The organism is Marinobacter sp. NFXS11 (assembly GCF_040148675.1).
In the GTDB taxonomy this organism is placed as follows: domain Bacteria; phylum Pseudomonadota; class Gammaproteobacteria; order Pseudomonadales; family Oleiphilaceae; genus Marinobacter.
This window is the reverse complement of record NZ_JAGDDV010000002.1, coordinates 1431019-1454957: the sequence shown is the minus strand read 5'-3', so window position 1 is coordinate 1454957 and position 23939 is coordinate 1431019. Positions and strand designations below refer to the sequence as shown.

General features: G+C 59.3%; 23 protein-coding genes. 15 read left to right on the top strand and 8 right to left on the bottom strand.

Features of this window, described 5'->3' with window-relative positions; all coding sequences use genetic code 11:
- Positions 1 to 4: 4 nt before the first annotated feature.
- The gene (gene argC, locus J3362_RS15685; RefSeq protein ID WP_349520974.1) at positions 5 to 1042 is read right to left on the bottom strand and encodes an N-acetyl-gamma-glutamyl-phosphate reductase; all 1038 of its coding nucleotides are present in this window, start codon (positions 1040 to 1042) and stop codon (positions 5 to 7) included.
- Positions 1043 to 1196: 154 nt separating this feature from the next.
- Here argC and J3362_RS15680 point away from each other — a divergent pair, with 154 nt between their 5' ends.
- From J3362_RS15680 to J3362_RS15655, 6 genes are all read left to right on the top strand, one after another.
- Positions 1197 to 2972, top strand: a complete 1776-nt coding sequence (locus J3362_RS15680; RefSeq protein WP_349520905.1) for a chloride channel protein — start codon at positions 1197 to 1199, stop codon at positions 2970 to 2972.
- Between the two features lie 3 nt (positions 2973 to 2975).
- A complete protein-coding gene (gene hemJ / locus J3362_RS15675; RefSeq protein WP_008173152.1) occupies positions 2976 to 3398 on the top strand; it encodes a protoporphyrinogen oxidase HemJ in 423 nt (140 codons plus the stop codon).
- Between the two features lie 41 nt (positions 3399 to 3439).
- The gene (gene thiD / locus J3362_RS15670; RefSeq protein ID WP_349520972.1) at positions 3440 to 4198 is read left to right on the top strand and encodes a bifunctional hydroxymethylpyrimidine kinase/phosphomethylpyrimidine kinase; all 759 of its coding nucleotides are present in this window, start codon (positions 3440 to 3442) and stop codon (positions 4196 to 4198) included.
- Positions 4195 to 4854 (top strand): thiamine phosphate synthase, encoded by a 660-nt coding sequence (thiE, locus tag J3362_RS15665; protein ID WP_349520901.1) that lies wholly within the window; start codon positions 4195 to 4197, stop codon positions 4852 to 4854. Before thiD ends, thiE begins: the two co-directional genes overlap by 4 nt.
- A 15-nt stretch (positions 4855 to 4869) precedes the next feature.
- Entirely contained in the window at positions 4870 to 6150 is a 1281-nt protein-coding gene (gene hemL / locus J3362_RS15660; protein ID WP_349520899.1) for a glutamate-1-semialdehyde 2,1-aminomutase, read from the top strand.
- Between the two features lie 327 nt (positions 6151 to 6477).
- Entirely contained in the window at positions 6478 to 7398 is a 921-nt protein-coding gene (locus J3362_RS15655) for a lipase family alpha/beta hydrolase (RefSeq protein ID WP_041644915.1), read from the top strand.
- Between the two features lie 34 nt (positions 7399 to 7432).
- On the opposite strand, the gene J3362_RS15650 is transcribed toward J3362_RS15655, so the two are convergent.
- Genes J3362_RS15650 through J3362_RS15635 form a run of 4 tightly spaced genes read right to left on the bottom strand, consistent with a single transcriptional unit; the run spans position 7433 to position 10470 of the window.
- Positions 7433 to 8755 carry a tetratricopeptide repeat protein gene (locus J3362_RS15650; protein WP_349520897.1) on the bottom strand — a complete coding sequence of 441 codons (1323 nt, stop codon included), beginning with the start codon at positions 8753 to 8755 and terminating at the stop codon, positions 7433 to 7435.
- 53 nt (positions 8756 to 8808) lie between these two features.
- Positions 8809 to 9183, bottom strand: a complete 375-nt coding sequence (locus tag J3362_RS15645; protein WP_349520895.1) for a hypothetical protein — start codon at positions 9181 to 9183, stop codon at positions 8809 to 8811.
- Positions 9180 to 9872, bottom strand: a complete 693-nt coding sequence (locus tag J3362_RS15640; RefSeq protein ID WP_349520893.1) for an anti-sigma factor family protein — start codon at positions 9870 to 9872, stop codon at positions 9180 to 9182. The genes J3362_RS15645 and J3362_RS15640 overlap by 4 nt, the downstream gene beginning before the upstream one ends.
- Before the next feature lie 10 nt (positions 9873 to 9882).
- A complete protein-coding gene (locus J3362_RS15635; RefSeq protein WP_349520891.1) occupies positions 9883 to 10470 on the bottom strand; it encodes an RNA polymerase sigma factor in 588 nt (195 codons plus the stop codon).
- Positions 10471 to 10693: 223 nt separating this feature from the next.
- On the opposite strand from J3362_RS15635, the gene J3362_RS15630 reads away from it, so the two are divergent.
- Positions 10694 to 11614, top strand: coding sequence for a DUF4382 domain-containing protein (locus tag J3362_RS15630; protein WP_349520890.1), 921 nt, complete (start codon positions 10694 to 10696; stop codon positions 11612 to 11614).
- A 46-nt stretch (positions 11615 to 11660) separates the two neighbouring features.
- Here J3362_RS15630 and J3362_RS15625 read toward each other — a convergent pair whose 3' ends face one another.
- Both J3362_RS15625 and mrcB read right to left on the bottom strand, forming a co-directional pair.
- Complete coding sequence (locus tag J3362_RS15625; protein WP_349520888.1) at positions 11661 to 12242, bottom strand: tetratricopeptide repeat protein; 582 nt, start codon at positions 12240 to 12242, stop codon at positions 11661 to 11663.
- Complete coding sequence (gene mrcB, locus J3362_RS15620; RefSeq protein WP_349520886.1) at positions 12239 to 14569, bottom strand: penicillin-binding protein 1B; 2331 nt, start codon at positions 14567 to 14569, stop codon at positions 12239 to 12241. Before mrcB ends, J3362_RS15625 begins: the two co-directional genes overlap by 4 nt.
- Positions 14570 to 14726: 157 nt before the next feature.
- On the opposite strand from mrcB, the gene J3362_RS15615 reads away from it, so the two are divergent.
- The 3 genes from J3362_RS15615 to J3362_RS15605 are packed head-to-tail and all read left to right on the top strand — an operon-like array spanning position 14727 to position 17054.
- Positions 14727 to 16277, top strand: coding sequence for a bifunctional aminoglycoside phosphotransferase/ATP-binding protein (locus tag J3362_RS15615; protein ID WP_502882442.1), 1551 nt, complete (start codon positions 14727 to 14729; stop codon positions 16275 to 16277).
- A 40-nt stretch (positions 16278 to 16317) separates the two neighbouring features.
- A complete protein-coding gene (locus tag J3362_RS15610; protein WP_349520882.1) occupies positions 16318 to 16686 on the top strand; it encodes a pentapeptide repeat-containing protein in 369 nt (122 codons plus the stop codon).
- The gene (locus tag J3362_RS15605; RefSeq protein WP_349520881.1) at positions 16683 to 17054 is read left to right on the top strand and encodes a Rieske (2Fe-2S) protein; all 372 of its coding nucleotides are present in this window, start codon (positions 16683 to 16685) and stop codon (positions 17052 to 17054) included. Before J3362_RS15610 ends, J3362_RS15605 begins: the two co-directional genes overlap by 4 nt.
- On the opposite strand, the gene sfsA is transcribed toward J3362_RS15605, so the two are convergent.
- A complete protein-coding gene (sfsA, locus tag J3362_RS15600) occupies positions 17038 to 17769 on the bottom strand; it encodes a DNA/RNA nuclease SfsA (protein ID WP_349520879.1) in 732 nt (243 codons plus the stop codon). The genes J3362_RS15605 and sfsA overlap by 17 nt on opposite strands.
- A 179-nt stretch (positions 17770 to 17948) precedes the next feature.
- Here sfsA and dksA point away from each other — a divergent pair, with 179 nt between their 5' ends.
- From dksA to J3362_RS15575, 5 genes are all read left to right on the top strand, one after another.
- On the top strand, positions 17949 to 18389 hold the full coding sequence (gene dksA, locus J3362_RS15595) for an RNA polymerase-binding protein DksA (RefSeq protein WP_008173182.1): 441 nt from the start codon (positions 17949 to 17951) through the stop codon (positions 18387 to 18389).
- 61 nt (positions 18390 to 18450) lie between these two features.
- Entirely contained in the window at positions 18451 to 19323 is an 873-nt protein-coding gene (gene gluQRS / locus J3362_RS15590) for a tRNA glutamyl-Q(34) synthetase GluQRS (RefSeq protein WP_349520878.1), read from the top strand.
- A 50-nt stretch (positions 19324 to 19373) separates the two neighbouring features.
- Positions 19374 to 19550: a hypothetical protein gene (locus J3362_RS15585; RefSeq protein WP_048497702.1), complete on the top strand. Its 177-nt coding sequence runs from the start codon at positions 19374 to 19376 to the stop codon at positions 19548 to 19550.
- Positions 19540 to 22503: an ATP-binding protein gene (locus tag J3362_RS15580; RefSeq protein WP_349520876.1), complete on the top strand. Its 2964-nt coding sequence runs from the start codon at positions 19540 to 19542 to the stop codon at positions 22501 to 22503. Before J3362_RS15585 ends, J3362_RS15580 begins: the two co-directional genes overlap by 11 nt.
- Before the next feature lie 7 nt (positions 22504 to 22510).
- Positions 22511 to 23914: a sigma-54-dependent transcriptional regulator gene (locus J3362_RS15575; RefSeq protein ID WP_349520875.1), complete on the top strand. Its 1404-nt coding sequence runs from the start codon at positions 22511 to 22513 to the stop codon at positions 23912 to 23914.
- Positions 23915 to 23939 lie beyond the last annotated feature (25 nt).

Here is a 23939-nt window from a genome sequence, read left to right as displayed (position 1 = left end):
GGTATCAAGGCAAAAGCGCCGGGGCCTCAAGCCCCATGGTTTCTTTCAGGCCAAACATGATGTTCATATTCTGGACCGCCTGCCCCGCTGCACCTTTAACCAGGTTATCGATGACGGAAGAAACAATAACAATGTTGCTCTGCTCCTGCCTATGCAGCGCCATGCGACACTGGTTCGCCCCACGCACGCTCCGGGTTTCCGGATGGCTGCCGAAAGGCATCACATCGACAAAAGGCTCGTCATTAAAACGCTGTTCGAACAGAGCCTGGAGCCGATCAAAGTCCGCCGGGTTCTTGAGCTCGGCGTAAAGCGTCGCCTCGATGCCGCGGATCATCGGAATCAGGTGGGGCACGAACGTCACACCCACATCCCCGCCGGCAGCAGCGCACAAACCCTGGCGGATTTCCGGCAGATGACGATGACCCGAGGCGCCGTAGGCCTTGAAGCTTTCACCGATCTCCCCGTGGAGCATACCGATCTTGCCCTGCCTGCCCGCGCCGCTGGCGCCGGATTTGGCATCGGCGATCAGGCGCTTGGGATCCACCAGCCCCTGCTCCAGCAACGGAAGGAATCCCAGCTGAACTGCGGTCGGATAGCAACCCGGGTTGGCAACCAGTTGAGCAGTGCGGATTTCATCCCGCACCACTTCCGGCAACCCGTAAACCGCCTTCTCGGCCCATTCCGGGCTCTCATGGGCCATGCCATACCAGTTGGCCCAGACATCCAGATCTTTAAGACGGAAATCGGCGGACAGATCCACCACACGCACGCCGGCGGCCATCAGTTCCGGCACCATTCTCATGGCCACGCCATGGGGCGTGGCGAAGAACACCAGATCGCAATCCCCAAGCACATTAACGTCCGGCTCTGAAAACGCGAGGTCATAATGGCCTCGCAAATTGGGGTACATATCCGCGACCGGCATGCCCGCCTCGGAACGGGAGGTAATGCAACTGACCGAAACTTCAGGGTGAACCGCAAGAATTCTCAGCAGTTCCACACCGGTGTAGCCGGTGCCACCAACGATGCCTACTTTAATCACCATTTTCTCCAGCGACGTCGTATCAAAATTAAGAGCTTTAACGCCGTAGTCTACCATGATAAACCAATGACTTATTGCAGCCCTCAGGGCGACCGTTACAATGTTGTCAGAATCCTTCTGGCAGTCCATTCAAATCCACCGGAACTCTGGCCTCATGCAGAAAATCTGGCACCAGATTACCGAGCATCTGATTCCTGTTTTCCGGCGCCGACTATCCGGTGTTGATGCTTTGCCGCAACTGGCCGTGCTCGGCCTGCTGTCCGGATTGATAACCGGGGGCGTGATCCTGGTTTTTCGGCTGGCTATCGAATGGCCGCTTGAGCACTTCCTGCCCGGAGATGGCTCCGAATCCTTCGAACAACTGGACCTGATTACCCGCGGATTCCTGCCCCTGGCTGGCGCCCTCGGTCTGGGGCTGCTGATGCACCGTCTGGCCACCCACGACCGCAAGGTCGGGATTGTGCACGTGATGGAGCGTCTGAATTACCACCAGGGCTACATTTCCGTACGCAGCGCGATCGTGCAGTTCATCTCGGGCGTTGCCACCGTGGTCAGTGGTCAGTCGGCCGGTCGTGAGGGGCCTGCCGTGCACCTGGGCGCGGCTTTTTCCAGCCTGATGGGCCAGTGGATGCGGCTTCCGAACAATAGCATCCGGACACTGGTGGCTTGCGGTTGTGCGGCCGCCATTTCAGCCTCTTTCAACACGCCGATCTCCGGCGTCATCTTCGCCATGGAAGTGGTGATGATGGAATATACCATTGCGGGTTTTACACCGATCATCCTGGCCTCTGTCAGCGCTGCCATTGTTACCCAGGCGGTTTATGGCACAGAGCCGGCCTTTAACGTGCCGGCGCTGACCATGAACTCGTTAACGGAAATCCCCTGGATACTCGCAATAGCGGTGATTATCGGCATTTCGGCCGCGCTGTTTATCCAGCTGGTTGACACCATGGGCAAGCACCACCACCGCCCAGTTCTGTTGCGCATCACGTTTGCGGGCCTTCTGATGGTGCCATTCGCCATTTTTATTCCGGAAACCATGGGTATCGGTTACGACACCGTCAACGAAACCATTAACGGCGAACTCGGGTTCTGGCTCCTGCTCGGTGCCGGCGCCGCGAAACTGGTTATTACATCGCTCTCCATAGGGCTGGGCATGCCAAGTGGCGTGATCGGCCCAACCCTGTTTATGGGGGCAACCCTGGGCGGCGCCATGGGGCTGATTGGCGCCCAGATCATGCCGGAACAGGCGTCCTCTGTCGGCTTCTACGCCATGCTCGGCATGGGAGCCATGATGGGGGCCGTACTTCAGGCGCCACTCGCGGCCCTGATGGCATTGATGGAGCTCACGCGTAACCCCAACATCATCCTCCCGGGCATGCTGATCATCACCACCTCAAGCCTGGTGACCAGCGAAGCCTTCGGCAAGAAATCACTGTTCCTTACTATCCTCAAAAATCAGGGGCTGAGCTACCAGAACTCACCGGTCATCCAGGCCCTGCGGCGGGTGTCGGTTGGCGCCATCATGGACCGCAGCATACTGCGCACCGAACGGCACCTGACGGTGGAAGAAGCGAGAAAAGTACTGAAATCCGAGCCAAAGTGGCTTGTGGTTGAAGGCAGCAGCGGGCCGACCGCCCTGTTGCCGGCCGTGGATCTCGCCAGATACCTGGAGGACACCGAGAAGCTGGTGTCCGAGGAAGAGATCGAACCGCCGGAGGCCATTGACCTTATGGACATACCTGCGAACCGTCGCGACGTGGCCCCCGTGCAATATCAGGCCACCCTGGAGGAGGCATTAAACGAGTTCGATGCAACCAATGCCGAGGCACTGTACGTACAACGTCACGTGGCCCCGATGATTCAACGGGTTTATGGCGTGGTACTGAAATCCGATATCGAAAGTTACTACCAATACCGACGGAGTTGACGAATGCTGTGGGTGAAAGCCTTCCATATTATTTCACTGGTGTGCTGGTTCGCCGGCATTTTCTATCTGCCCAGACTGTTCGTCTACCACGCGGCTTGCGAGGACGAGCCCGGTCGTGAGCGCTTCAAGATCATGGAACGCAAGCTGTACCGCGGCATTACCACCCCTTCAATGGTCGCCACCGTCGTCTTCGGTGTCTGGCTGATCAGTTACAATGCCTCCGGCTATTTCAGCCAGGGCTGGATGCATGCCAAGCTGTTTCTGGTGGCCATTCTGATCGTTTACCATTTCTACTGCGGGCACCTTGTAAAGGTCTTCCGGGACGACCGGAACACCAGAAGTCACGTGTTTTACCGCTGGTTCAACGAACTGCCGGTGCTGATCCTTCTGGCCGTTGTTATCCTGGCTGTTGTCAAACCGTTTTGAGGAGCTGAGTCATCAAACGCTATACCCGACCACAGGTTCTGATTCTTTCCGGTCTTGATCCGTCCGGCGGCGCCGGCATTCAGGCCGATATCCAGGCCGTCACCTCCCTTGGCTGTCATCCCTTGCCGGTTCTTACCTGCCTTACCGTGCAGGACACCCGCAACGTGTATGGCGCCGAGCCCGTATCGGCTGACCTGATCCGAAAGCAACTCCAGTGTCTCGCCGATGATTCCCCGATTCATGCCATCAAAACCGGTGCCCTGGGCAATGCTGCGGTGGTGGATGTGCTCGTGGATTTCATCCGTGAACATCCGAGCATTCCCGTGATTACCGACCCGGTGATCAAGGCCGCAGGCGGCGGTGATCTGGCCGACGACGAACTGGTCAACGCCATGAAGGAGAAGCTCTTTCCCGTGGCCGAAATGATCACGCCCAACGGCGTCGAACTGGCCATGCTCGGCAACAGTGAAAACGCCGATCAGGCCGCCGACAATCTGCTGAAGGGCGGCTGCGAATCCGTGCTGGCCACCGGTGGACACGGTACCGGCGTTCACATTATCAACACGCTCTATAACCACGCCCCTGAGCCCATGCGCTGGGAAGTTGAACGAATCGGTGGTGAGTACCATGGCACCGGCTGCACTCTGGCAGCAGCCATTTCTGCCGGCAGGGCCTCCGGGCTGTCTCCCCGCGCCGCCATTTCCCAGGCCCAGAACTACGTCCATCGAGCCATACTCCACGCTCTGGAAGTCGGTAAAGGCCAGCCGGTCCCGGATCGAGGTATTTTGTGGGAGCGATGAGTAAAGGGCTGCGCCCGGGGCTCTACGCCATTACCGACAGCGTACTGACACCACCCGTAACACTGATCGAATCGGTAGAGGCTGCGCTTCGGGGCGGCGCGGTCATGGTACAATACCGCGAAAAGAGCGCGCCGATGGCCGAAAGGGTTTCCCAAGCGGCCAGTTTGCAGGCTGTATGCCGAAATGCGGGCGTTCCGTTGCTGATCAATGACGACCCAGATCTCGCGAAACGGGTCGGGGCTGCCGGCGTACACATGGGTCAGACGGACGGCTCAGTGACTGAGGCCCGCCGCCTTCTCGGTGATGAGGCCATAATCGGCATAACCTGTCACGCCGATCTCGCGCTTGCACAGGCTGCACTGGGGGCGGGCGCGGACTATCTGGCGTTCGGGCGAATTTATACGTCGTCGACCAAACCCGGCGCCCCGGCAGCGCCTCCCGGTGTCCTGACCAAAGCGAAGCATTTCGGCCTCCCAATCACCGCTATTGGCGGGGTGACCACAGACAACGGCGAACCTCTTATCCGTGCCGGCGCCGACATGCTCGCCGTGGTAGGCGGTCTGTTTGGCGGCGACACAAACGACATTGAGATGCGAGCCAAAGCGTTTGAGCGCCTGTTCGCAAGCCATCACCCACTTTTTTCACTTCCGGAATAACAGGAGCCCAGATCCATGACGCACTCCGAAACCCTGTTCGAGCAGGCCCAGAAATACATCCCCGGTGGCGTGAACTCTCCGGTCCGGGCCTTTCGAGGCGTTGGCGGCACGCCGATCTTCTTCAAGCACGCCCAGGGCGCCTATCTTTACGACGAAGACGATCAGCGCTACATCGATTACATCGGTTCCTGGGGCCCCATGATTCTTGGCCACGGTGACCAACGCATCAAAGACGCCCTGCATGCGCAGGTTGATCTGGGCGTTGGCTATGGTGCGCCGACCGCCCTAGAAACCGAGATGGCCAAGAAAGTGTGCGAACTGGTGCCATCCATCGAACTGGTCCGCATGGTGAATTCGGGTACCGAGGCCACCATGAGCACTGTCCGCCTGGCGAGGGGCTACACCGGTCGCGACAAGATCGTGAAGTTCGAGGGCTGCTACCACGGCCACGTGGATTCACTGCTGGTCAAAGCAGGCTCCGGGGCCCTCACCCTGGGGGTGCCGAATTCCCCGGGCATCCCCGCCAGCCTGGCTGAGCACACCATCACGCTGACCTACAACGACATGGACAGCGTTCGCGAATGCTTCCGGGAGATGGGCGACCAGATCGCCGCGATTATCGTAGAGCCGGTCGCTGGCAATATGAACTGCATTCCACCGGTCCCCGGCTTCCTCGAGGGGTTGCGGGAAGTGTGCGACGAGCACGGCACCGTGCTGATCTTTGACGAAGTAATGACCGGGTTCCGGGTTTCCCTCGGCGGCGCGCAGGGGCTGTATGGCGTAACCCCGGACCTCACCGCACTTGGCAAGGTGATTGGTGGCGGACTTCCGGTCGGCGCCTTTGGCGGCAAACGGGAAATCATGGAACACATCTCACCACTGGGACCGGTTTACCAGGCAGGCACCCTGAGCGGTAACCCCCTGGCCATGTGTGCCGGCCTGACGACACTGAACGCAATCTCCGAGCCCGGTTTCCACGACCGGCTGACCGAGAAAACCAATGCCGTTCGCGACGGTCTGAAAGAAGCCGCTGACGCCACTGGCATCCCGTTGACGGTCCAGGGTGCCGGGGCCATGTTCGGATTCTTCTTCACCGAGGAAAGCTCTGTTACCCGCTTTGACCAGGTGATGGGCTGCGATGTCGAACGCTTCAAGAAGTTCTTCCAGGGCATGCTTAAAGAAGGCGTATATCTGGCACCATCCGCCTTTGAGGCTGGCTTTACGACAGCGGCACTGTCCGAACGGGACATCGCCGATACGGTAGCGGCGGCCAAAAAGGTCATGGCCACGCTCTGATATTTCCGCTGTCCCCATCGCTGCCCCGCAGGTCGGAACATGTCCTGCGGGGCCACCGATGTGATGGGCATCACAGTTCCACGGCGAACACCCCTACCTGGCCTCTTGTGCCGTTGACTTACCATCCCGACTGATCAAATGTTGATCTAATCTCTACCGAGATGCTCTGACGGCACCAATCTAACAAGCACAAAAATCAAGTCAGCGCACGGAAGCACTCGGTCTGCCGACAGGCAGATGCAGTACGAGCAGGAAGTCTCTGGAGCAACCCGTTAGGTTGAGCCGCAGTTTGAATAACAAACACAACATCAAACTGTAGGAACGACAATGAAACTCTGGATCCAAGCAATGGCCCTGGCCCTGACCGTGGCCTGGTCGGCCCCCTCTGCCGCCTGGTGGTGGGACTCTACCCCTTCAAACTATACGGATACTCGTTACCCGGTTGTGCTGGTGCATGGCATGTTCGGCTTTGATTCCATTGCCGGCGTGGATTACTGGTACGGCGTCGCCGAGGATCTCCGCAAATACGGCGCCGATGTCTACACCACTCAGGTGCCCGCCCTGGACAGCACCATTGCTCGCGGTGAAGCGCTGCTGCCGCAGGTACAGGCCATCGCCGCGGTGCACGGCAAGGTCAATCTGATTGGCCACAGCCACGGGGGCCCCACGGCCCGTTACATCGCCAGGGTGCGGCCGGATCTGGTCGCCTCGGTAACATCCGTCGGCTCGCCCCATAAAGGCTCGCCGGTCGCCGACCTTATCTACGGCTCCCCAGCCGAAAGCCTGGCAGCCAGTCTGGGTAATGCATTGGGTGGGCTGATCGACCTGCTGTCCGGTGGCGGTTATAACCAGGACCTGCGGTCAAGCCTGGAATCCCTCACAACTCAGGGCAGCGCCGAATTCAACAACTTTGCCCCTGCCGGGATTCCAACCACCGCTTGCGGTGAAGGCGCCTACTCGGCAAATGGTGTCCGCTTCTACTCCTGGGGTGGCACCGGTGTTCTGACCAACGTACTGGATCCGTCCGACGCGTTGTTGGGCACCACCAGCCTCGCCTTCGGCTTCAGCCAGAACGACGGTCTGGTAGGCCGCTGCAGCAGCCGGTTTGGCAAGGTTATCCGGGATAATTACTTCATGAACCATCTGGATGAAGTAAATCAAGCATTGGGGCTGCACAGCCTGTTCGAGACAGACCCGAAAGCGGTTTTCAAGCAACACGCCAACCGCCTGAGAAACGCTGGACTGTAAAAGGTAGCCGGCCTTCTGGCTTTGCCTTGCAGAGCTAGAAGGCCCCTTCGAGGGTGAACATCAGCGTCTGGCGCTGATAGTCATACTGCGACAGACTGCTTCTGTTATCCCGAACCAGCCACTCCCCCCGGACCAACCAAAGGCTGTCCAGGGACTTCTCCGCCAGCAATCCGATCTCCAGACGGCTATCTGTTCTGCGCCCGCTCTCGCCTTCCCCGGACACCAACTGATGGGCGTCCCGGTATCGACTGTGGCGAACAGAGCCCGTTGTTCCGAATACGATATCTGGCCGCCACCGGTAGCGACCGGCAACCTCCAGTGTGTGGTGGGTGGGTGAGACACTGATGAACTCATTGGTTGTTTGCAGATCCCGCCGGTCATTGATTTCCAGTGAGTATTCGCCGTCCAATAGCCAGGGTCCCAGGTACTTCCGCGCATGAATGCGTGCCCGATACCACTGTCCGTCATAGGCCTCGAAGCCTGAACCACCATTCACGGTAGCCGCCGCCAGGGCGATTCCGCACTGATCCGGGGCTACGGGTAGCGAACACTCACGCCAACGATAAAACCCCTCGATGCCGTATCGGGTTTCAAGGGATTGGCTGTCAAACCAGGACTTCACCAACGACACCAGAGCGCCCCGATCACCTGCAGCGAGGGTCTCAGACCAGGCCAGTCGTCCCTGCAACACCTGAGTGTCGTATTCGTCATCGGACGGATGTTCCCGGGAATAGGCGGCAGCATCGAGGGAAAGCCGTGAGCGGGTGCCGATTGGCCGTTCGTAGGTTCCGGCAGCCAGCGCTTCGAGGAAGCCCCCGCCCTCACTGGACGCCGTATCCTCGGGCAGGCCGGCAATATTGGAATCGTAACCGCCGGAGATACCCAGATAGCCGCGAACCGAAGGCTCGCTGGCCGACAGCGGGACTCCGCCGGCCAGTTTATTCAGCTGCGCTCGGGCCAATGTTCGGATTTTATCCGGCGAGCTCTCGGCCGAGGCCTGCTCGAACCAGCGACGGGCTTCGGCAGACTCCTCCCTGGCCAGCGCCACCAGACCGAGGTTATAACGCGCCAGGGCGCCATTGGAGCCGTCCAGCAATGAACGGAAGGCCGATTCAGCGGCGACATAATCGCCCAACTGATAGCAGACAACACCGAGGTTGTAGAAAAGCGAGGGGGATCTCAGGCCATCATCGACGGCCCTCTGGAAGCGCTGTTTCGCGGCGTCCAGGTCTCCTGCTTCAAAGGCTTCAACGCCGGCACGGAAATCCTCCATGCCGGCTTCCGTTTCAGCCGCCTGGAGAATCATCGTGGGCATTAACAACAGGATCAGGGACAGGGCGCGCCAAAATACCAGCAAACAGGTTTCTCCGGATTAATCCACGCGGGGCAGGACCGGTTATTTATCCGGCTTCAGCGATCCAGCCCTGGTGCATCCGGCAGCTCTGGGCGTTCCGGCCGCTCCGGCAACTCAGGCTTACCCTTGATCAGCTCCCGGGATTGCCTGGCTTTTTCGGACATGGACTCACCAAACTCGCGCCCCCTTTCTCGGGCTTCACTCGCCGCATCCAGCCCGCGAGAGCCAGACTCACCCGGATTTTCGGGTTTTCCGATAGCGCGAGGCAGCTCGATTTCCCGCACGACCGAATCGGTGAGTTCTGCGTCGTCAGTCACCATGCGCATGGTAACATCCAGATCATCATTAGCCAGTGTTGTCGCCGGGACCCAAAACCCCAACATCAGCAATCCAACCAGCCTGGCGCTCAATACGAACCTGCAACCTGTCATGATTCGGGATCCTCGACCGGGCGTTGTGGGTATTCGGGAATCGGGGCCCGAAAGGTTTTCTGGCGATCTCCGGTGTCGAGTCGGGCCACCAACTCACCGGCACCGGGAAAGAGGAGCTTCAGGGGCAGCGACAGGACGTTCTCCCCGGCATTCAGGCTCACCTGCCAGCTAAGCTCCCGATGCCCTGGCCAGGAAGCCAGTTCCACATTGGGTGGCAGCTCCAGGGTCAGCGTAACGTTTTCCAGGGCTTCACCCGAACGGAAGGCAAGGCGCACGGTTTTCTCAACGGGTTCGGCAATCCCGGATGCCAAGTTTTCAGTGGCATTTTCCGACGACACAACAACAGGCCGGCCGCTGTCAGTCACACGATCCGGCTGAAACAGAAAACCCAGGCCGATACCGAGCGCCAGAGCCGCCGCAATGGCGCCACCCAGTGCCCCATGACTCCATCCGGACTCCGGTTTGGCTTCGCCTCGCGCCGAGGACAAAACACGGCTGTGGAAATCAGGGGAAGGCTCAGGAACGCTGAATTGCTCCTGCAACGCCCGGTTCAGAGCGCGCTCCGAGGCAAGCCACTCACTGCATGCCGGGCAGACAGCAATGTGCCCCTGCACCCGATCACGGGCAAGCGCGGAAAGCTCATTATTGATGTAGGCGGGCAGATCCACCCGGATTTCGTTGCAGGACATTGTCTTCACCTCACTCCCCCACACGTCCAGCCGGCTCGGTTGGTTCCAGCTCCCGCTGCAATTTCTTTCGCAGGGCGGCCCGACACCTGTGCAATCGCGATTTCACGGTTCCCAACGGGATGTCCAGCACCTCCGCGATGTCTTCCTGGCGCCAGCCGTCCACATCATGAAGCAACAAAAGAGTTCGCTGATCGGGCGTCAGAGTCATCATGACCCGATCCAACGCCGGTCCAAGGCGCGACTGCTCCAGTTGCAGATCCGGGCCAACGCTGTCGGATTCGAGGCTGTCCAGCCAATCGGCCTGGCTTTCAGTACCGACCAGCTCCGTCAACGGGCGGTCACTCTGCCGGTTCTTGCGCCGAACCTGGTCGATAAACTGCCTGTAGAGCACACGGTTTAACCAGGGCCTTAGCTGGTCAACGCTTTCCAGTTCATCCAGCTTTGGGAATAGCTTGACCACGACATCCTGAACCAGATCCTCGGCATCCTGTTGCTGACCCGCCAGACGGTAAGCAAACCGGTACATCGCATCCAGATGGGGCCGCACCAGAGCGTCAAAACGCCGGGACTTCGAGGGCTTGAAAGGAAAAATTGCCAAAGCCGTTGTTTACCTGCGTGGGTTCATGCCAGCGGCGCAGTCTATATCAAATGGCCGGACTGATGCATTTGCCAGTGTCTCAGAATGTTCTGCCAGATGGCCCGACCTCATTAAGACACGTTAACAAAAAGTCGGGAACTATGCTGCCCGGGCACTCGTGATAGTGGTGTTAGGTGGCATTTCAACTCGCTACAAATATACCGAATAAACCTTGGAGGTTTATATGAAACGCTCGATCCGCCTTTTCACCGTATCCGCTCTGGCTGCCGGCATTGCCGCGTGTGGCGGGGGTAGTGACGGCACAGGTACCACCGATTCTACAGGCACGGTTAACGTAGGCTTAACCGATGCGCCCGTCGATAGCGCGCAAGAGGTGAACATAGAGGTCGAGGCATTGGTACTGCAACACTCCGATGGTGAGCGAAGCCGGTTCGAGTTCGACATGGCAGAACCGGTGAACTTGTTGAGCCTTACCGGTGGAACCGTGATGTCTCTGTTGGCCGATGAAGAGGTAGCTGCAGGGGACTATTCCTGGATGCGCTTGGAGCTCGGCGATGGAAACACAATTGTCATTGACGGCGGAGAATACGTCCTGACAACTCCCTCAGCGCGAGGAGTCCAAACTAGCGGATTTATTGTGCCGGCAGGCGGTGAGATCAACCTGACCATCGACTTCGACGTCAGGAAATCTATTGTAAATCCCCAGAACAATCCTGACGTTTACAGACTGAAACCGGTGATTCGTCTGGTCGACAACTCTGAAGTAGGCACCATCGCAGGCACAGTCTCTGGAGAAGTTATCGCAAATCAATGCAGTGAAGAGAACGCGGGCTCAGTCGACACTTTCAATGGCAGCGTCTACATCCATGAGGGCTTCGATGTTACGCCTGATGACATCGGCAGCGACCAAGAGCCCCTAGTTGCCGTGCCGGTCAACTACGAGAACGACCAGTATGTTTACACTGCGGCATTCATACCTGAGGGTGAATACACTGTCTCATATACTTGTGACAATGATGAGATCGAAACTGCAGAAGGCGAACCATCCGATGACGAGCTCACGTTCATCACTGGCGACAGTCAGGTTGAAGTAGTCAGCGGCGAGACTTCTACAGTCAATTTCGAAGCATCAACTCCGGAATGACAAGACAAAAAAAGAGGGGCATCAGCCCCTCTTTTTATTACCAAATTTATAACGCCGCAGCCCTCGCTTCCGCCTGATCCGCACCCGCCACATTACCTCGAGCCCGGCGAATATCCGCCAGCAACAGCCAACCGGCTCTCTGCAGCCGAATATCACTTCCCGCCAGGGACAACCCCTTCAGGGTGAACTGCTCCGCTGAGCCCAACTGATTACCTGCCACATAGGCCTCGGACAATTTGAAATACACCTCCGCAGATCGGGGGGCGATCCGCTGTGCCCGTTCGAGGCGTGCGATAGCGCCAGAGACGTTACCTTGGGCCAACAGCTGATCGGCCTCACGTACCAGGCTGAGCGCCGCCGGTGAGAGCCCATCCCCGGTTTCCCGATAGCTAGGGGAGCTGGACCGGGCCGATTCCCGGGTTTCCGGAGCCGCCTCTGGCTGTTCGCTCTTGCGCCACACGGGGGCTTCGCTCTCTTCGCTATCAGTGCTGGTTCTGGGTGGTTCGGGCGCCTGGGCCGGCTCACTGCCGATCGGCACGTAGATTCCGCCTCCTGGCCCGGAAGCACAACCGGCCACGGACAGCAGCGTGGCGATCAGGGCAGCCCTTAACGAAAGTCGGTCAATCATTGAAACAGTCCTTCAAACCAACCCCGGATTCGACGTTCCAGAGTTCCGGAGCATGAAATTGTCTGCGTGGGTTCACTGCCAGCAATGTAGGGCAGCAGACGGGCATTGTCGCAGTATTCGTCTGTGAGTGCCTGCCGCTCCGAATTCACCCAGTGATAACTGACTCCGTCGGGTACCACCGGCGAGAAGCCGTGCTGGGGAACCTGCGCCATAAACCTCGACCACACCGGCAGAGCGCCACTGGCCCCGGTCAGTGAAGTTGGCCCGTTATCATCCCGCCCAACCCAGGCCACCGCAAGCAGGTCACCACTGAACCCGGCAAACCAGGAGTCCCGACCATCATCGGTGGTGCCGGTCTTGCCGGCAAGACTGAGCTCTTCAGGCACAGTGTAATAGGCAGAGCGTCCTGTCCCCTCCTGCATGGTTTCCTGCATGGCGTATTGCACCAGGTGCACGGCGGCGGGATCGGCCACTTGCTCAACTTCAAGACTGTAACGGGATAGCGCCTCACCGCCGGCGTCCGTGACTTCACGGATCGTGCGCAGCGGCGTATTGAAGCCGGATGTCGCCAGCCCCTGATAGATCTGCGCCACGGTCACCGGGCTCATGGAAACCGAGCCCAGAAGCATCGACGGGTAACGGGAAATCGGGCTATCGACTCCGAACGCTGTCAGCGTCTCCTGCACCCGATCCACTCCGATATCCAGCCCGACACGCACGGCAGGCAGGTTGTAAGAGTGGGACAGGGCCTTGTGCAGGGGTACTTCGCCCCGCTCCTCGCCATCGTAGTTCTTGGGCTGCCAGCGTTTGCCATCGTCGAATTCCAGGGTAAAGCTCTTATCCAGCACCGGTGTGGTCAGGGTATACCTCTCCGGCTCCTGCAACGCCGACAGATAGATAAACGGCTTGATCAACGACCCGATGGGACGGTTGGCATCCAGTGCCCGGTTGAATCCAGCAAATTGCGGGTCCCGGCCACCAACAAGCGCCAGCACTTCCCCGGAATCCTTCGCAGTGACTACCAGGGTGGCTTCCAGCGCCTCGGCATTCTGCCCGCCGCCCAGCCTCGGGAGGGTATCGGTTACCGCATACTCTGCCGCGTACTGGATCGCCGGGTTCAGGGTCGTGAAAATCCGCAAACCTTCACTGCGCAGATCCTCTTCCTTGTAATCGCGGGCAAGGTGTCGCCGGACTAGATCGATATAGGCCGGGTACCGATTTTCCGAATATGACGGTCGCTCACTGACGCCCAGCGGCAATCCACGAGCCCTGGAAGCGCGCCCCGGCTCAATTAGGCCGGCCTGTTCCATTTCAGAAATCACCAGATTCCGCCGCTCGGTTGCACGCTCCGGGTGGCGGCGCGGATTGTAGTAACTGGGGCCTTTGACCATGCCCACCAGCAACGCGATCTGGTGCACATCCAGATCCTTGAGGGATTCGCCAAAATAGAACTGGCTGGCAAGACCGAAACCGTGAATGCTGCGTGTTCCGGCTTGTCCGAGGTAGACCTCGTTCAGATAGGTTTCGAGGATATCGTCTTTTTCATAGTGCAACTCCAGGAGCACCGACATCAGGGCCTCGTTGGCCTTTCTCACCAGCGTCTGCTCCCGAGTCAGGAAGAAGTTTTTCACCAGTTGTTGGGTCAGCGTGCTGCCACCCTGAACGATGCGCCCGGCCTGGATGTTGGCAAGCATGGCCCGGCCAATAGAAAGTGGCGCGATGCCGAAATGGTCGTAGAAATTACGATCCTCCACCGACATCAGAGTGGTGGGCAACAGGGCCGGCACTTCGTCCAGCTGGACCAGCACCCGGTCCTCCTTGTGCGCCGGGTAGATGCCGCCAATCTGCGCCGGCTCAAGCCGCACAATTGGGGCATTATCGCCTTCAATTACCGAAAAGCCCTGAACCCGATCGCCAGATATCATCAATGAGATCCTGCGCCTGGGTTCATCGCCGTCCGGGAACGAAAAGCCCCGGGTACTGATCACAAAGCGATTGCCCGTGCGCTGGTAACTGCCGGATTTCCTGCCGTCACCCTTACGGAAACCGGAGAGGCTCAGTTCCCTCTCCAGGGCACCGGCACTGACGCTGGCACCGTCGAAAAGCTCCAGCGGGCGCGCATAAACCCGGGACGGAACCTCGAAACGCCGGCCTTCGAAACGGGAGGTCACCACGGCATCGAGGTAAACCATCCAGCCAGCCAGCAAAACGAGACCGATGGCACATAACCGGAACATGAAACGCCAGAACCACGGCCGGCGACCGTTGTTGGAGGAACGTCGGGAGGGCTTTCGCCTGGGGCTGGAAGATGCTTTGGATTTTTTCATGCCGCGATTATAACGAAGGGAGCGGTGAGGAAGGCAGGCCATCCGTGTGTTATTTCTGTAATCTGCCCGTTATGATAGAGCAAGAAAAATCAATGGGTTCAGGGAACGCGAGGAGAGCACGGTGAGTGAGACATCCCCAGGCAATCTGATTCTGGCCATGCAGAATCCAGACCTGTACGACCATCCTGTCGATGGTTTCCAGGTTATCGAAACTCACATCTCACAGGTGATCCTGACCGGTGACTACGCCTACAAGATCAAGAAGCCCATGGATTTCGGCTTCCTGAATTTCTCCACCCTCGATCGCCGAAAGCATTTCTGCGAGGAGGAGCTCAGGCTCAATCGGCGACTGGCCGAAAAACTGTATCTGGAAGTGGTGCCCATCACTGGCACGCCGGAAAATCCGGCCCTGGGTGGCGAGGGCGAAGCCTTCGAATACGCCATCAAGATGCGTCAGTTCGGTCAGGACCAGCTTTTCGATCGCCTGCAGGAACAGGGGGAGCTAACCCCCGAACCGCTCACGGACCTGGCGCGTCAGGTCGCTGCATTTCATGAGCAACTGCCGCCTGTACCGGATGACAAACCGCTGGGAACGCCGGAGGCGGTGTTTGCCGCCATGCAGGAGAATTTTGACCAGATCCGTCCGCTGATTGACGATTCGGACCTGCTCATGCAGCTGGACAACCTCCAGGCCTGGACCGAATCCACCTTCGAGCGCCACCGGGAGCTGATTGCCCGTCGTCGCGACAGCGGCATGGTGCGGGAGTGCCATGGCGACCTCCATCTCGCCAATATCACCCGCTTCGAGGATGCGGTAACGGTTTTCGACTGCATTGAATTCAACGAACCGTTCCGCTGGATCGATGTGATCAACGATCTCGCGTTCCTGCTGATGGATCTGGAGTCCCGGGGGGAAAGCGCCCTTGCCAACCAGGTGCTCAATACGTACCTGGAATATCGCGACGACTTCGAAGCCCTGCCTTTGTTGCCGCTTTATAAGGCATACCGGGCTATGGTGCGCGCCAAGATTGCCCTGTTTACCATGGGGAACCCGGGGCTCACCGATGTTGAAAAAGCCGACCTGATGCAGCGCTATCGAGACTACGCCCAGTTGGCAGAGGATTACGGAACTATTCCGAATCACTATCTGCTGGCAACCACCGGGCTGTCCGCGAGCGGCAAGACCTGCGTCAGCGCCGCCATGGCCAATGAACTGGGGCTGATACGCCTGCGCTCCGATGTCGAGCGCAAGCGCCTGCACGGACTGGCCCCACTCGACAGCTCCCGCTCACCGACCGGTGGCGATCTGTACACAGAGGAAGCGACAGAGAAAACCTATCAGCGGCTGGCGGAGCTTGCCAGTCACGTTCTGGCCGCCGGTTTCCCGGTGATTGTGGACGCCGCCAGCCTGAAACAGAAAGAGCGGGCCCTGCTGGCATCGATAGCCGAAGATCAGGGTGTGCCCTTTGCCCTGATCCATTGCGAGGCGCCGGAAGATCTGCGCCGGGAGTGGATCCGAAATCGCAAGGGCGATGCCTCCGAGGCAACCGAGGAATTGCTGGACGCCCAGCAAACCTGGTTTGAACCGTTAACCGCGGAGGAGAAGAGCCACACCATCCACCTGCACACTGACCAGGAGCATGTGGCAGAGGCGGTGGCCGACCGGATCCGCCAACATCTGGGTATCCCCGGCGGAAAGGCCGACTAAGAACAACAACTGGCTCCCACTGGCGAGCGCGAGGTTCGATATGGACGATAAAAGCGAACACGAAGTACATCAGATCAGTCACCCGCTCTACGATATTCTTCGTAGCGAAGACATGCAGGCGTTCAATTCTGAAAAGGCGAAGCTTGCAGAGTTACCCAGTTTCGCCCATGGCGATTTCCGGGGTCTGGATCTTAGGGGAATGGATGCCAAGGGGCTGGATTTCCGCCACGCCTACTTCCGGGGCGCCGACCTGCGAGGTATCGACTTCTCGAAATCCCGGATGGAGGGCTCCAGTATTGCCAGCGCCAAGATTTCCGGCTGCTATTTTCCGCATCGCCTGGACGCCGATGAGATCGTCATGTCCCTGAATCACGGGACCCGCATGCGATACACGATCTTGCCGAAATGAGCAGCTTCCCGCATTCCTGGCAGCCCGTCTGTCCGGCCTCCGAGCTGACACAAGGCCAATTCGTGGAATTCCGGCTCCGGGAGAAGGCCCGGGAGCCGGCAGGCATGCCGCTGACCGGGTTCCTGTTTCTGGACGGTGGCACGCCCCGCGCCTATCTGAACATCTGCCCGCATCTGGGCGTTGAACTGAACTGGATGCCCGGCCGGTTCATGGATTCCGACAACCTGTTTATCCAGTGTTCCACCCACGGCGCCCTGTTCAAGCCCTCAGACGGCGAATGCATTGCCGGGCCCTGCCAGGGCGATGCGCTCACCCAGCTGGACCTGCGGGAGCGGGACGGCCAGATTGAGGTCAGACTTCCAGAATAACGGGCACCGATTCGGTCAGGGTCAACACACCTGTTGGCGTGCCGTCGCTCTCGCTCAGATCGGCACGATAGGCAATCACTTCCACGCCAGCATCGCAGGCCTCCCGCAGTAACTCACCGTATTTTCGATCAATATGGTCCGCCGGGCGAACGGTTTGAATGCCGGTGTGATTAACCACGAAAAACAGCACCGCGCGATCGCCCTGCTCAACCTGGGCAATCAGCTCCCGCAGATGCTTCTGGCCGCGCTCGGTCACCGCATCGGGGAAAAAACCCTGAGCATCGTCCGCCAGCGTGACATTCTTGACCTCCACCCAGGCATCGGCCGCGGTGTCATGGCCGGAAAGCAGCAGGTCGATCCGGCTCTTCTCCGAACCATACTTAACCTCAGCGCGGCACTCGGAATAGCCGGCCAGCTCCACCACGGTGCCGGCTTGCACGGCCGCCCGGGCCTGGCTGTTCGGCCGGGCGGTGTTCACGCAGGCCAGTTGCCCGGGCGAGGTTTCCACCAACTCCCAGGTGTATTGGAGTTTGCGCTTGGGGTTATCACTCTGGCTGAGCCAGACCCGAGCATCCTCTGGCTGACAGCCCAGCATGGAGCCGGTGTTCGGGCAGTGGGCGGTTACCTCCGAACCATCCGGCAGCCGCACGTCTGCCAGAAAGCGTTTGTAGCGGCGGATAAGCCGGCCTTCAACCAGCGGTTCTGGAAACTTCATGTGATCTCCGTACAAAAGTCGATGTCACAAGGCTGGCACCCCCGTGACTAATCTGCTATTTTCCGCAAATTCCCGTTTCAGGACGAATGCTTCATCCAGGGTATAACCGCGCAGCCACGGGGGCTCACGCGGAGGGAAGCAAACCGTTCTTGTGAAGTACAAACAAGAGGCCGGGTTCAATGGCAACTACTGCAGAACAACCACGCGAACGTTTTACCAACTTCACCCCCTATGAAATGAAGAAGGGTGAAGAGTACATGAGTGCGGAAATGCTCCAGCACTTCAAAGATCTGCTGCTGCAATGGAAGCAGGAGCTGATGGAAGAAGTCGACCGCACCATGCACCACATGCAGGAAGACGCCGCAAATTACGCGGATCCCAGCGATCGCGCAACCCAGGAGGAAGAATTCAGCCTGGAGCTGCGTACCCGCGACCGGGAGCGGAAGCTGATCAAGAAGATTGACCAGACCATCGACCGCATCGACAAAGACGACTATGGTTTCTGCGATCAGTGTGGCGTGGAAATCGGTATCCGCCGTCTGGAAGCACGACCGACAGCCACCCTGTGCATCGATTGCAAGACACTGGCCGAGATTCGCGAACGCCAGACAGGCATCTGAGCCTACTACTCAACAGCTGCCGGCCTGGGCTTTTTCCAGCCCTGCCGGCTGACTGACAGCCATGAACAACCCTCATTACCGGGGCCGGTTTGCGCCCTCTCCGACAGGCCCGTTGCATTTCGGCTCCCTCGTTACCGCACTTGCCAGCTTTCTGGAAGCCCGCAGTCAGGGCGGCCAGTGGTTTATCCGCATTGAAGACCTGGATCCACTGAGAGAGCCGCCGGAAGCGACCGGCCAGATCATTGCCAGCCTTGACGCCCACGGGCTGTTTCCCGACGAGCCGGTACGCTTTCAATCCAGACGTCACGACGCCTATCAGCAAGCCGTTAACCGGCTGCTTGAAAGCGGCTACGCGTATCGTTGCCAGTGCTCGCGCAAGGAATTGCAGGCCAACGAGGGGCGCCACCCGAACCAGTGCCGAACTCGCACAGAAATCGACGGTGACCGGCCATTCGCAATCCGCTTTGCCCTCGAAGACCAGGACTGCCACTGGCAGGACCAGCTGCTGGGGCCACAACACCAGACGGTGCAAGCAGAGCTTGACGATCCGGTCATCCTCCGCAAGGAGGGGTTCTACGCCTATCAGTTGGCGGTGGTGGTCGATGACATTGATCAGGGAATCACGGACGTGGTGCGTGGCTCGGATCTGCTGGACATGACGGCGCAGCAGCAACAGATTTATCGGGCCTTGGGCGCTCTTCCTCCACGCTGGCTCCATATCCCGGTCATACTCAACGAGCAGGGTCAGAAACTCAGCAAGCAGACTCATGCACCAGCTCTTGATGATGACAAACCTGTAGACAACCTGTTCATGGCGCTCGTTGCCCTTGGCCAGAACCCGCCTGCCGATCTTGCCAGCGGTTCGCTGGATTCGCTGCTGGAGTGGGGCCGGAGGAACTGGCGACGGGGCGCCATCCACCTGACATCCCGGTGAGGGACATGGTATAAAGCCCTTCTCACACCTCAGCGCGGATAGCATGCCTGATGTATATCTACCGTCTGGTCTTCCTGTTGGTACTGGCCATCTATATCTTTTCGCCCAACATCCTTGACTGGTGGACTTCGCCGGGAAACGTCTGGTACAGCCCCTACATTATCTGGGCCGGCCTGATTGCCATCGGTTTCTGGCTTGAGTGGCGGCGGGACCCCAATGAGTTTTAGTCCCTCCGGCCTGCTGCTCGCCAGCCTCCTGTATCTGATTCTGCTGTTCGGAATTGCCTGGTTTACCGAAAAGGGCATGGTCCCCCGGCGCTGGGTTCGCCACCCCCTGATTTATGTGCTCAGCCTGGGCGTCTATGCCGGCATATGGGCGGTCTACGGCGCGGTTGGTATGGCCGCCGAATCCGGCTACGGCTTTCTGGCCTACTATCTCGGCATCAGCGGCGCTTTCCTGCTGGCGCCCGTGCTTCTGAACCCGGTCATGAGGATCGGACGCGCCTATCAGCTCACGTCCCTCGCCGATCTGTTTGCCTATCGCTACCGAAGCCAGTGGGCTGGCACCCTGGTCACCCTCTGCTCCGGCGGGGCCATTCTGGCCTTGCTGAGCATGCAGATACAGGCCGTCGCCACCTCTGCCAGCATTCTTGCGCCGGACACATCGCCTGCGGTAATCAGCGTGATGTTCAGCTTGATCGTGGTGCTTTTCGCCATGCTATTCGGGGCAAGGCGCGACCAGAACTCGGAAAACCATCAGGGGCTGGTGCTGGCCATCGCCTTTGATTCGCTCGTAAAACTTGTGGCATTGCTGGTGCTCGGGGGCGTCATTCTCTTCGGGGTCTTTGACGGCATGAGCGGACTGGAAAGCTGGCTGGACAACCGAACGTCGCCAGCCACTACCATGACCCTGAGCATTGACGACGGCAGTTGGCGGGCACTGATGCTGATGTCCTTTGCCGGCGCCCTGGTGCTGCCACACATGTACCACATGACCTTCAGCGAAAACCCCTCCCCCAAGGCACTGGCCAAAGCCAGCTGGGGCCTGCCACTTTACCTGTTGCTGCTCGGCCTGCCGGTGCCCCTGATTCTCTGGGGCGGCCAGGAGCTGGCGGTGACCACAGGGCCCGGATTCTTTGCCATCGGGGCAGCCCAGGCTATGGAAAGCCCCGCACTTACACTGCTGATGTATATTGCCGGCCTGTCAGCGGCCAGCGGCCTGATGATCGTCAGCACCCTGGCACTGGCGGGCATGGCACTGAACCACGTGGTGTTGCCCCTGAAAACCCCGAAAGACCAGGGTGATATCTATCGGTGGCTACAGTGGATCAAGCGCCTGCTCATCGCCGTGATCATTTTCCTGGCGCTGCTGTTTCATGAAGTTGTCGGCAAAAACCTCGACCTGTCCATTCTCGGCGCCATTTCCCTTTCCGGCACTTTGCAACTGCTGCCCGGCGCCCTGGGCGTGATTTACTGGCCCGAGGGCAATCGCCGCGGCCTGATCGCCGGTCTTGTTGTCGGGCTGGCCATCTGGGTGGTGACGCTCGTGCTGCCGTTCTCGCACACGGCCAATCTGCTGGCCTGGCTGGATGCGCCACTGATACCGGACTACAGCAACTGGCATATCTTCACGTTCGTCAGCCTGACCGCCAACATTACCGTGTTTGCGCTGATTTCCATTCTCAGCACCAGCACCAGTGAGGAAAACAGCGCGGCCCAAGCCTGTTCACTGGGCGCCCTGTCCCGCCCGCAACGCCGTGAATTGCTGGCCACCTCCTCCAGTGACTTTGTTCGGCAGTTGGCCGAGCCCCTTGGCTATGGTGTCGCACGACGGGAAGTTGAGCGGGCACTGGGCCAGCTGAAGCTGCCCAATGTGGAGTATCGCCCCTACCAGCTCAGGCGACTGCGGGACCAGGTGGAAATAAACCTGTCCGGCCTGCTTGGCCCCTCCGTAGCCCGGGACATGGTCAAGCGCCATCTCGGCTTCAAGCCCATGGCCCAGGGCGGCACCGCCCAGGACATCCGCTATGTGGAGCGCGCCCTCGGCGATTACCAGAACCGGCTAACCGGGCTGGCCGGCGAACTCGACAACTTGCGCCGGCATTACCGGCAAACGTTGCAGAATCTGCCCATTCCCGCCTGCTCGGTTGGCGAGGACGGCGAGATTCTGATGTGGAATCACGCCATGGAAGCGCTAACGGAGATTACCGCCGACGATGTAGTCGGTGCCCGACTGATGGCCTTGCCCGAGCACTGGCACCTGCTGCTGGACGATTTCAATATGGGTGAGGATCTGCATCGTTACAAACACCGACTGGACCTTCGCGGCAAGCCTCACTGGCTGAATCTTCACAAAGCCGCTCTTAGCGGACCGGACCACACCGAAGGTGGCAGCATTATCCTGGTGGAGGACCAGACCGAGACCCGGCTGCTCGAGGACGAATTGATGCACAGCGAACGGCTGGCATCGGTGGGAAGGCTCGCGGCCGGTGTCGCCCACGAGATCGGGAACCCGGTCACCGGTATCTCTTCCCTGGCCCAGAACCTGAAACTGGAAACCGACAACCCGGACATCCTGGACACCGCTGACCAGATCCAACAGCAGACACGCCGCATCTCTACCATCCTGCAGTCGCTGATGAACTTTGCCCGCAGCGGCAATCATGCCCAGGCCAACCGGTACGAGCCGGTAGCGATTCATCGCTGTGTTGAAGAATCGATCAACCTGCTGTCGCTCAGCGACAAGGGGCTGGGCATTCACTATGTCAACGACTGCCCGCCCTCTTTGCAGGTGCTGGGAGATGAGCAGCGTCTGGTCCAGGTATTCGTCAACCTGCTGGCCAACGCCCGCGACGCGTCACCGGAAGGCGGCACCATCCGGGTCAGTGGAAAGGGCGATGGCTACTCCGCTATCATCGAGGTGGTTGATGAGGGCTCCGGTATTCCCGGGGATCAACTCGATCATATCTTCGAGCCGTTTTACACCACCAAGGCCCCCAACAAGGGAACCGGTCTTGGCCTGTCGCTGGTGTACAGCATTATTGAAGAGCACTATGGCAACGTTCAGGTGGAAAGCCCGGCTTCTGCCGACACTGGCCGCGGAACCTGCGTGAGGCTGAGATTGCCAGCCTACGAACCGGAAACCGGCACCATTGCCATCAGCCAGAACCAAAGGTCTTGAGACTGTTATGCCTCGCATTCTGATCGTGGAAGACGAAGACATTATTCGCTCGGCAGTGCGCAAACTGTTGCTGCATGCCGGCTATGAGGTCGCCGATGCGGCCTCCGTTGAGGAAGCCGAACAGAACCACGAACCCGATCAGTTCGATCTGATCATTTCCGACCTGCGCCTACCGGGCGCAGCGGGCACCGAACTGATCAATCGCGCACCCAACACGCCGGTGCTGATCATGACCAGCTACGCCAGCCTGCGATCAGCGGTGGACTCCATGAAAATGGGCGCCGTTGAGTACATCGCCAAACCGTTTGATCACGATGAAATGCTGGCCGCGGTCGAAAACATTCTGGCCCGGAAACCCGCCGGCCGGAACTCGGGTGACGAATCGACACCAGCCCTGGAAACGCCGGAAAGCAGCGATCCTGCCAACATCATGTTCGGCCAGTGTGAGCCAATGCAGCGGGTGTTCACGCTGATCCGGAAAGTGGCACCGACAGAAACCACTGTTCTGATTCAGGGCGAATCAGGAACCGGCAAAGAGTTGGCGGCTCGTGCCCTGCACCTGCTCAGCCCCCGCGCTGCCAAGCCACTGATTTCGGTGAACTGCGCGGCTATCCCCGAAAGCCTGATTGAATCGGAACTGTTCGGCCATGAAAAAGGCGCTTTCACCGGTGCGGTATCAGCAAGGACCGGCCTGATCGAGGCCGCCGATGGCGGCAGCCTGTTTCTGGATGAAATCGGCGAACTGCCGGCCGAAGCCCAGGCACGTCTGCTGCGGGTTCTGCAAGAAAGCGAAATTCGGAAAGTCGGCTCCACCCAGAGCCGCACCGTCAACGTGCGGATGATTGCCGCCACCCACCGAAACCTCAAGGCCATGACGCGCACCGGGGAATTCCGTGAAGACCTGTACTACCGGTTGAACGTTATGCAGATCCGGATCCCGCCCTTACGTGAACGTTTGAGCGATATTCTCGGCCTCGCTCGCCGTTTCCTGAAACGACAGGGCGAGAAAATGGGCAAGCCCAATCTCAATCTCAGCCCCGAGGCCATGCGCGCCCTCGAACGCCATCGCTGGCCGGGAAACGTACGGGAACTGGAGAACGCCATTGAGCGCGCAACCATCCTGTGTGACGGGGACGTGATCACGCCCTCATTGCTGGACCTGGACAGCGAAGGCAGCGACGAATACATCCCCGAGACTCTCGTGGACGGTAATAACGAGCAGACACAGACCAGGGAAGTGGACGCGTCCAACGATCTCTCCCTCGAAGATTACTTCCAGCATTTTGTTCTCGAGAACCAGGACCGCATGAGCGAGACGGAACTGGCCCAGAAACTGGGCATCAGCCGAAAATCGCTCTGGGAACGTCGCCAGCGTCTAGGCATCCCCCGGAAAAAATCCTCTGGCAACTGAGCCCGGCATAGTATGAACCCGCGCT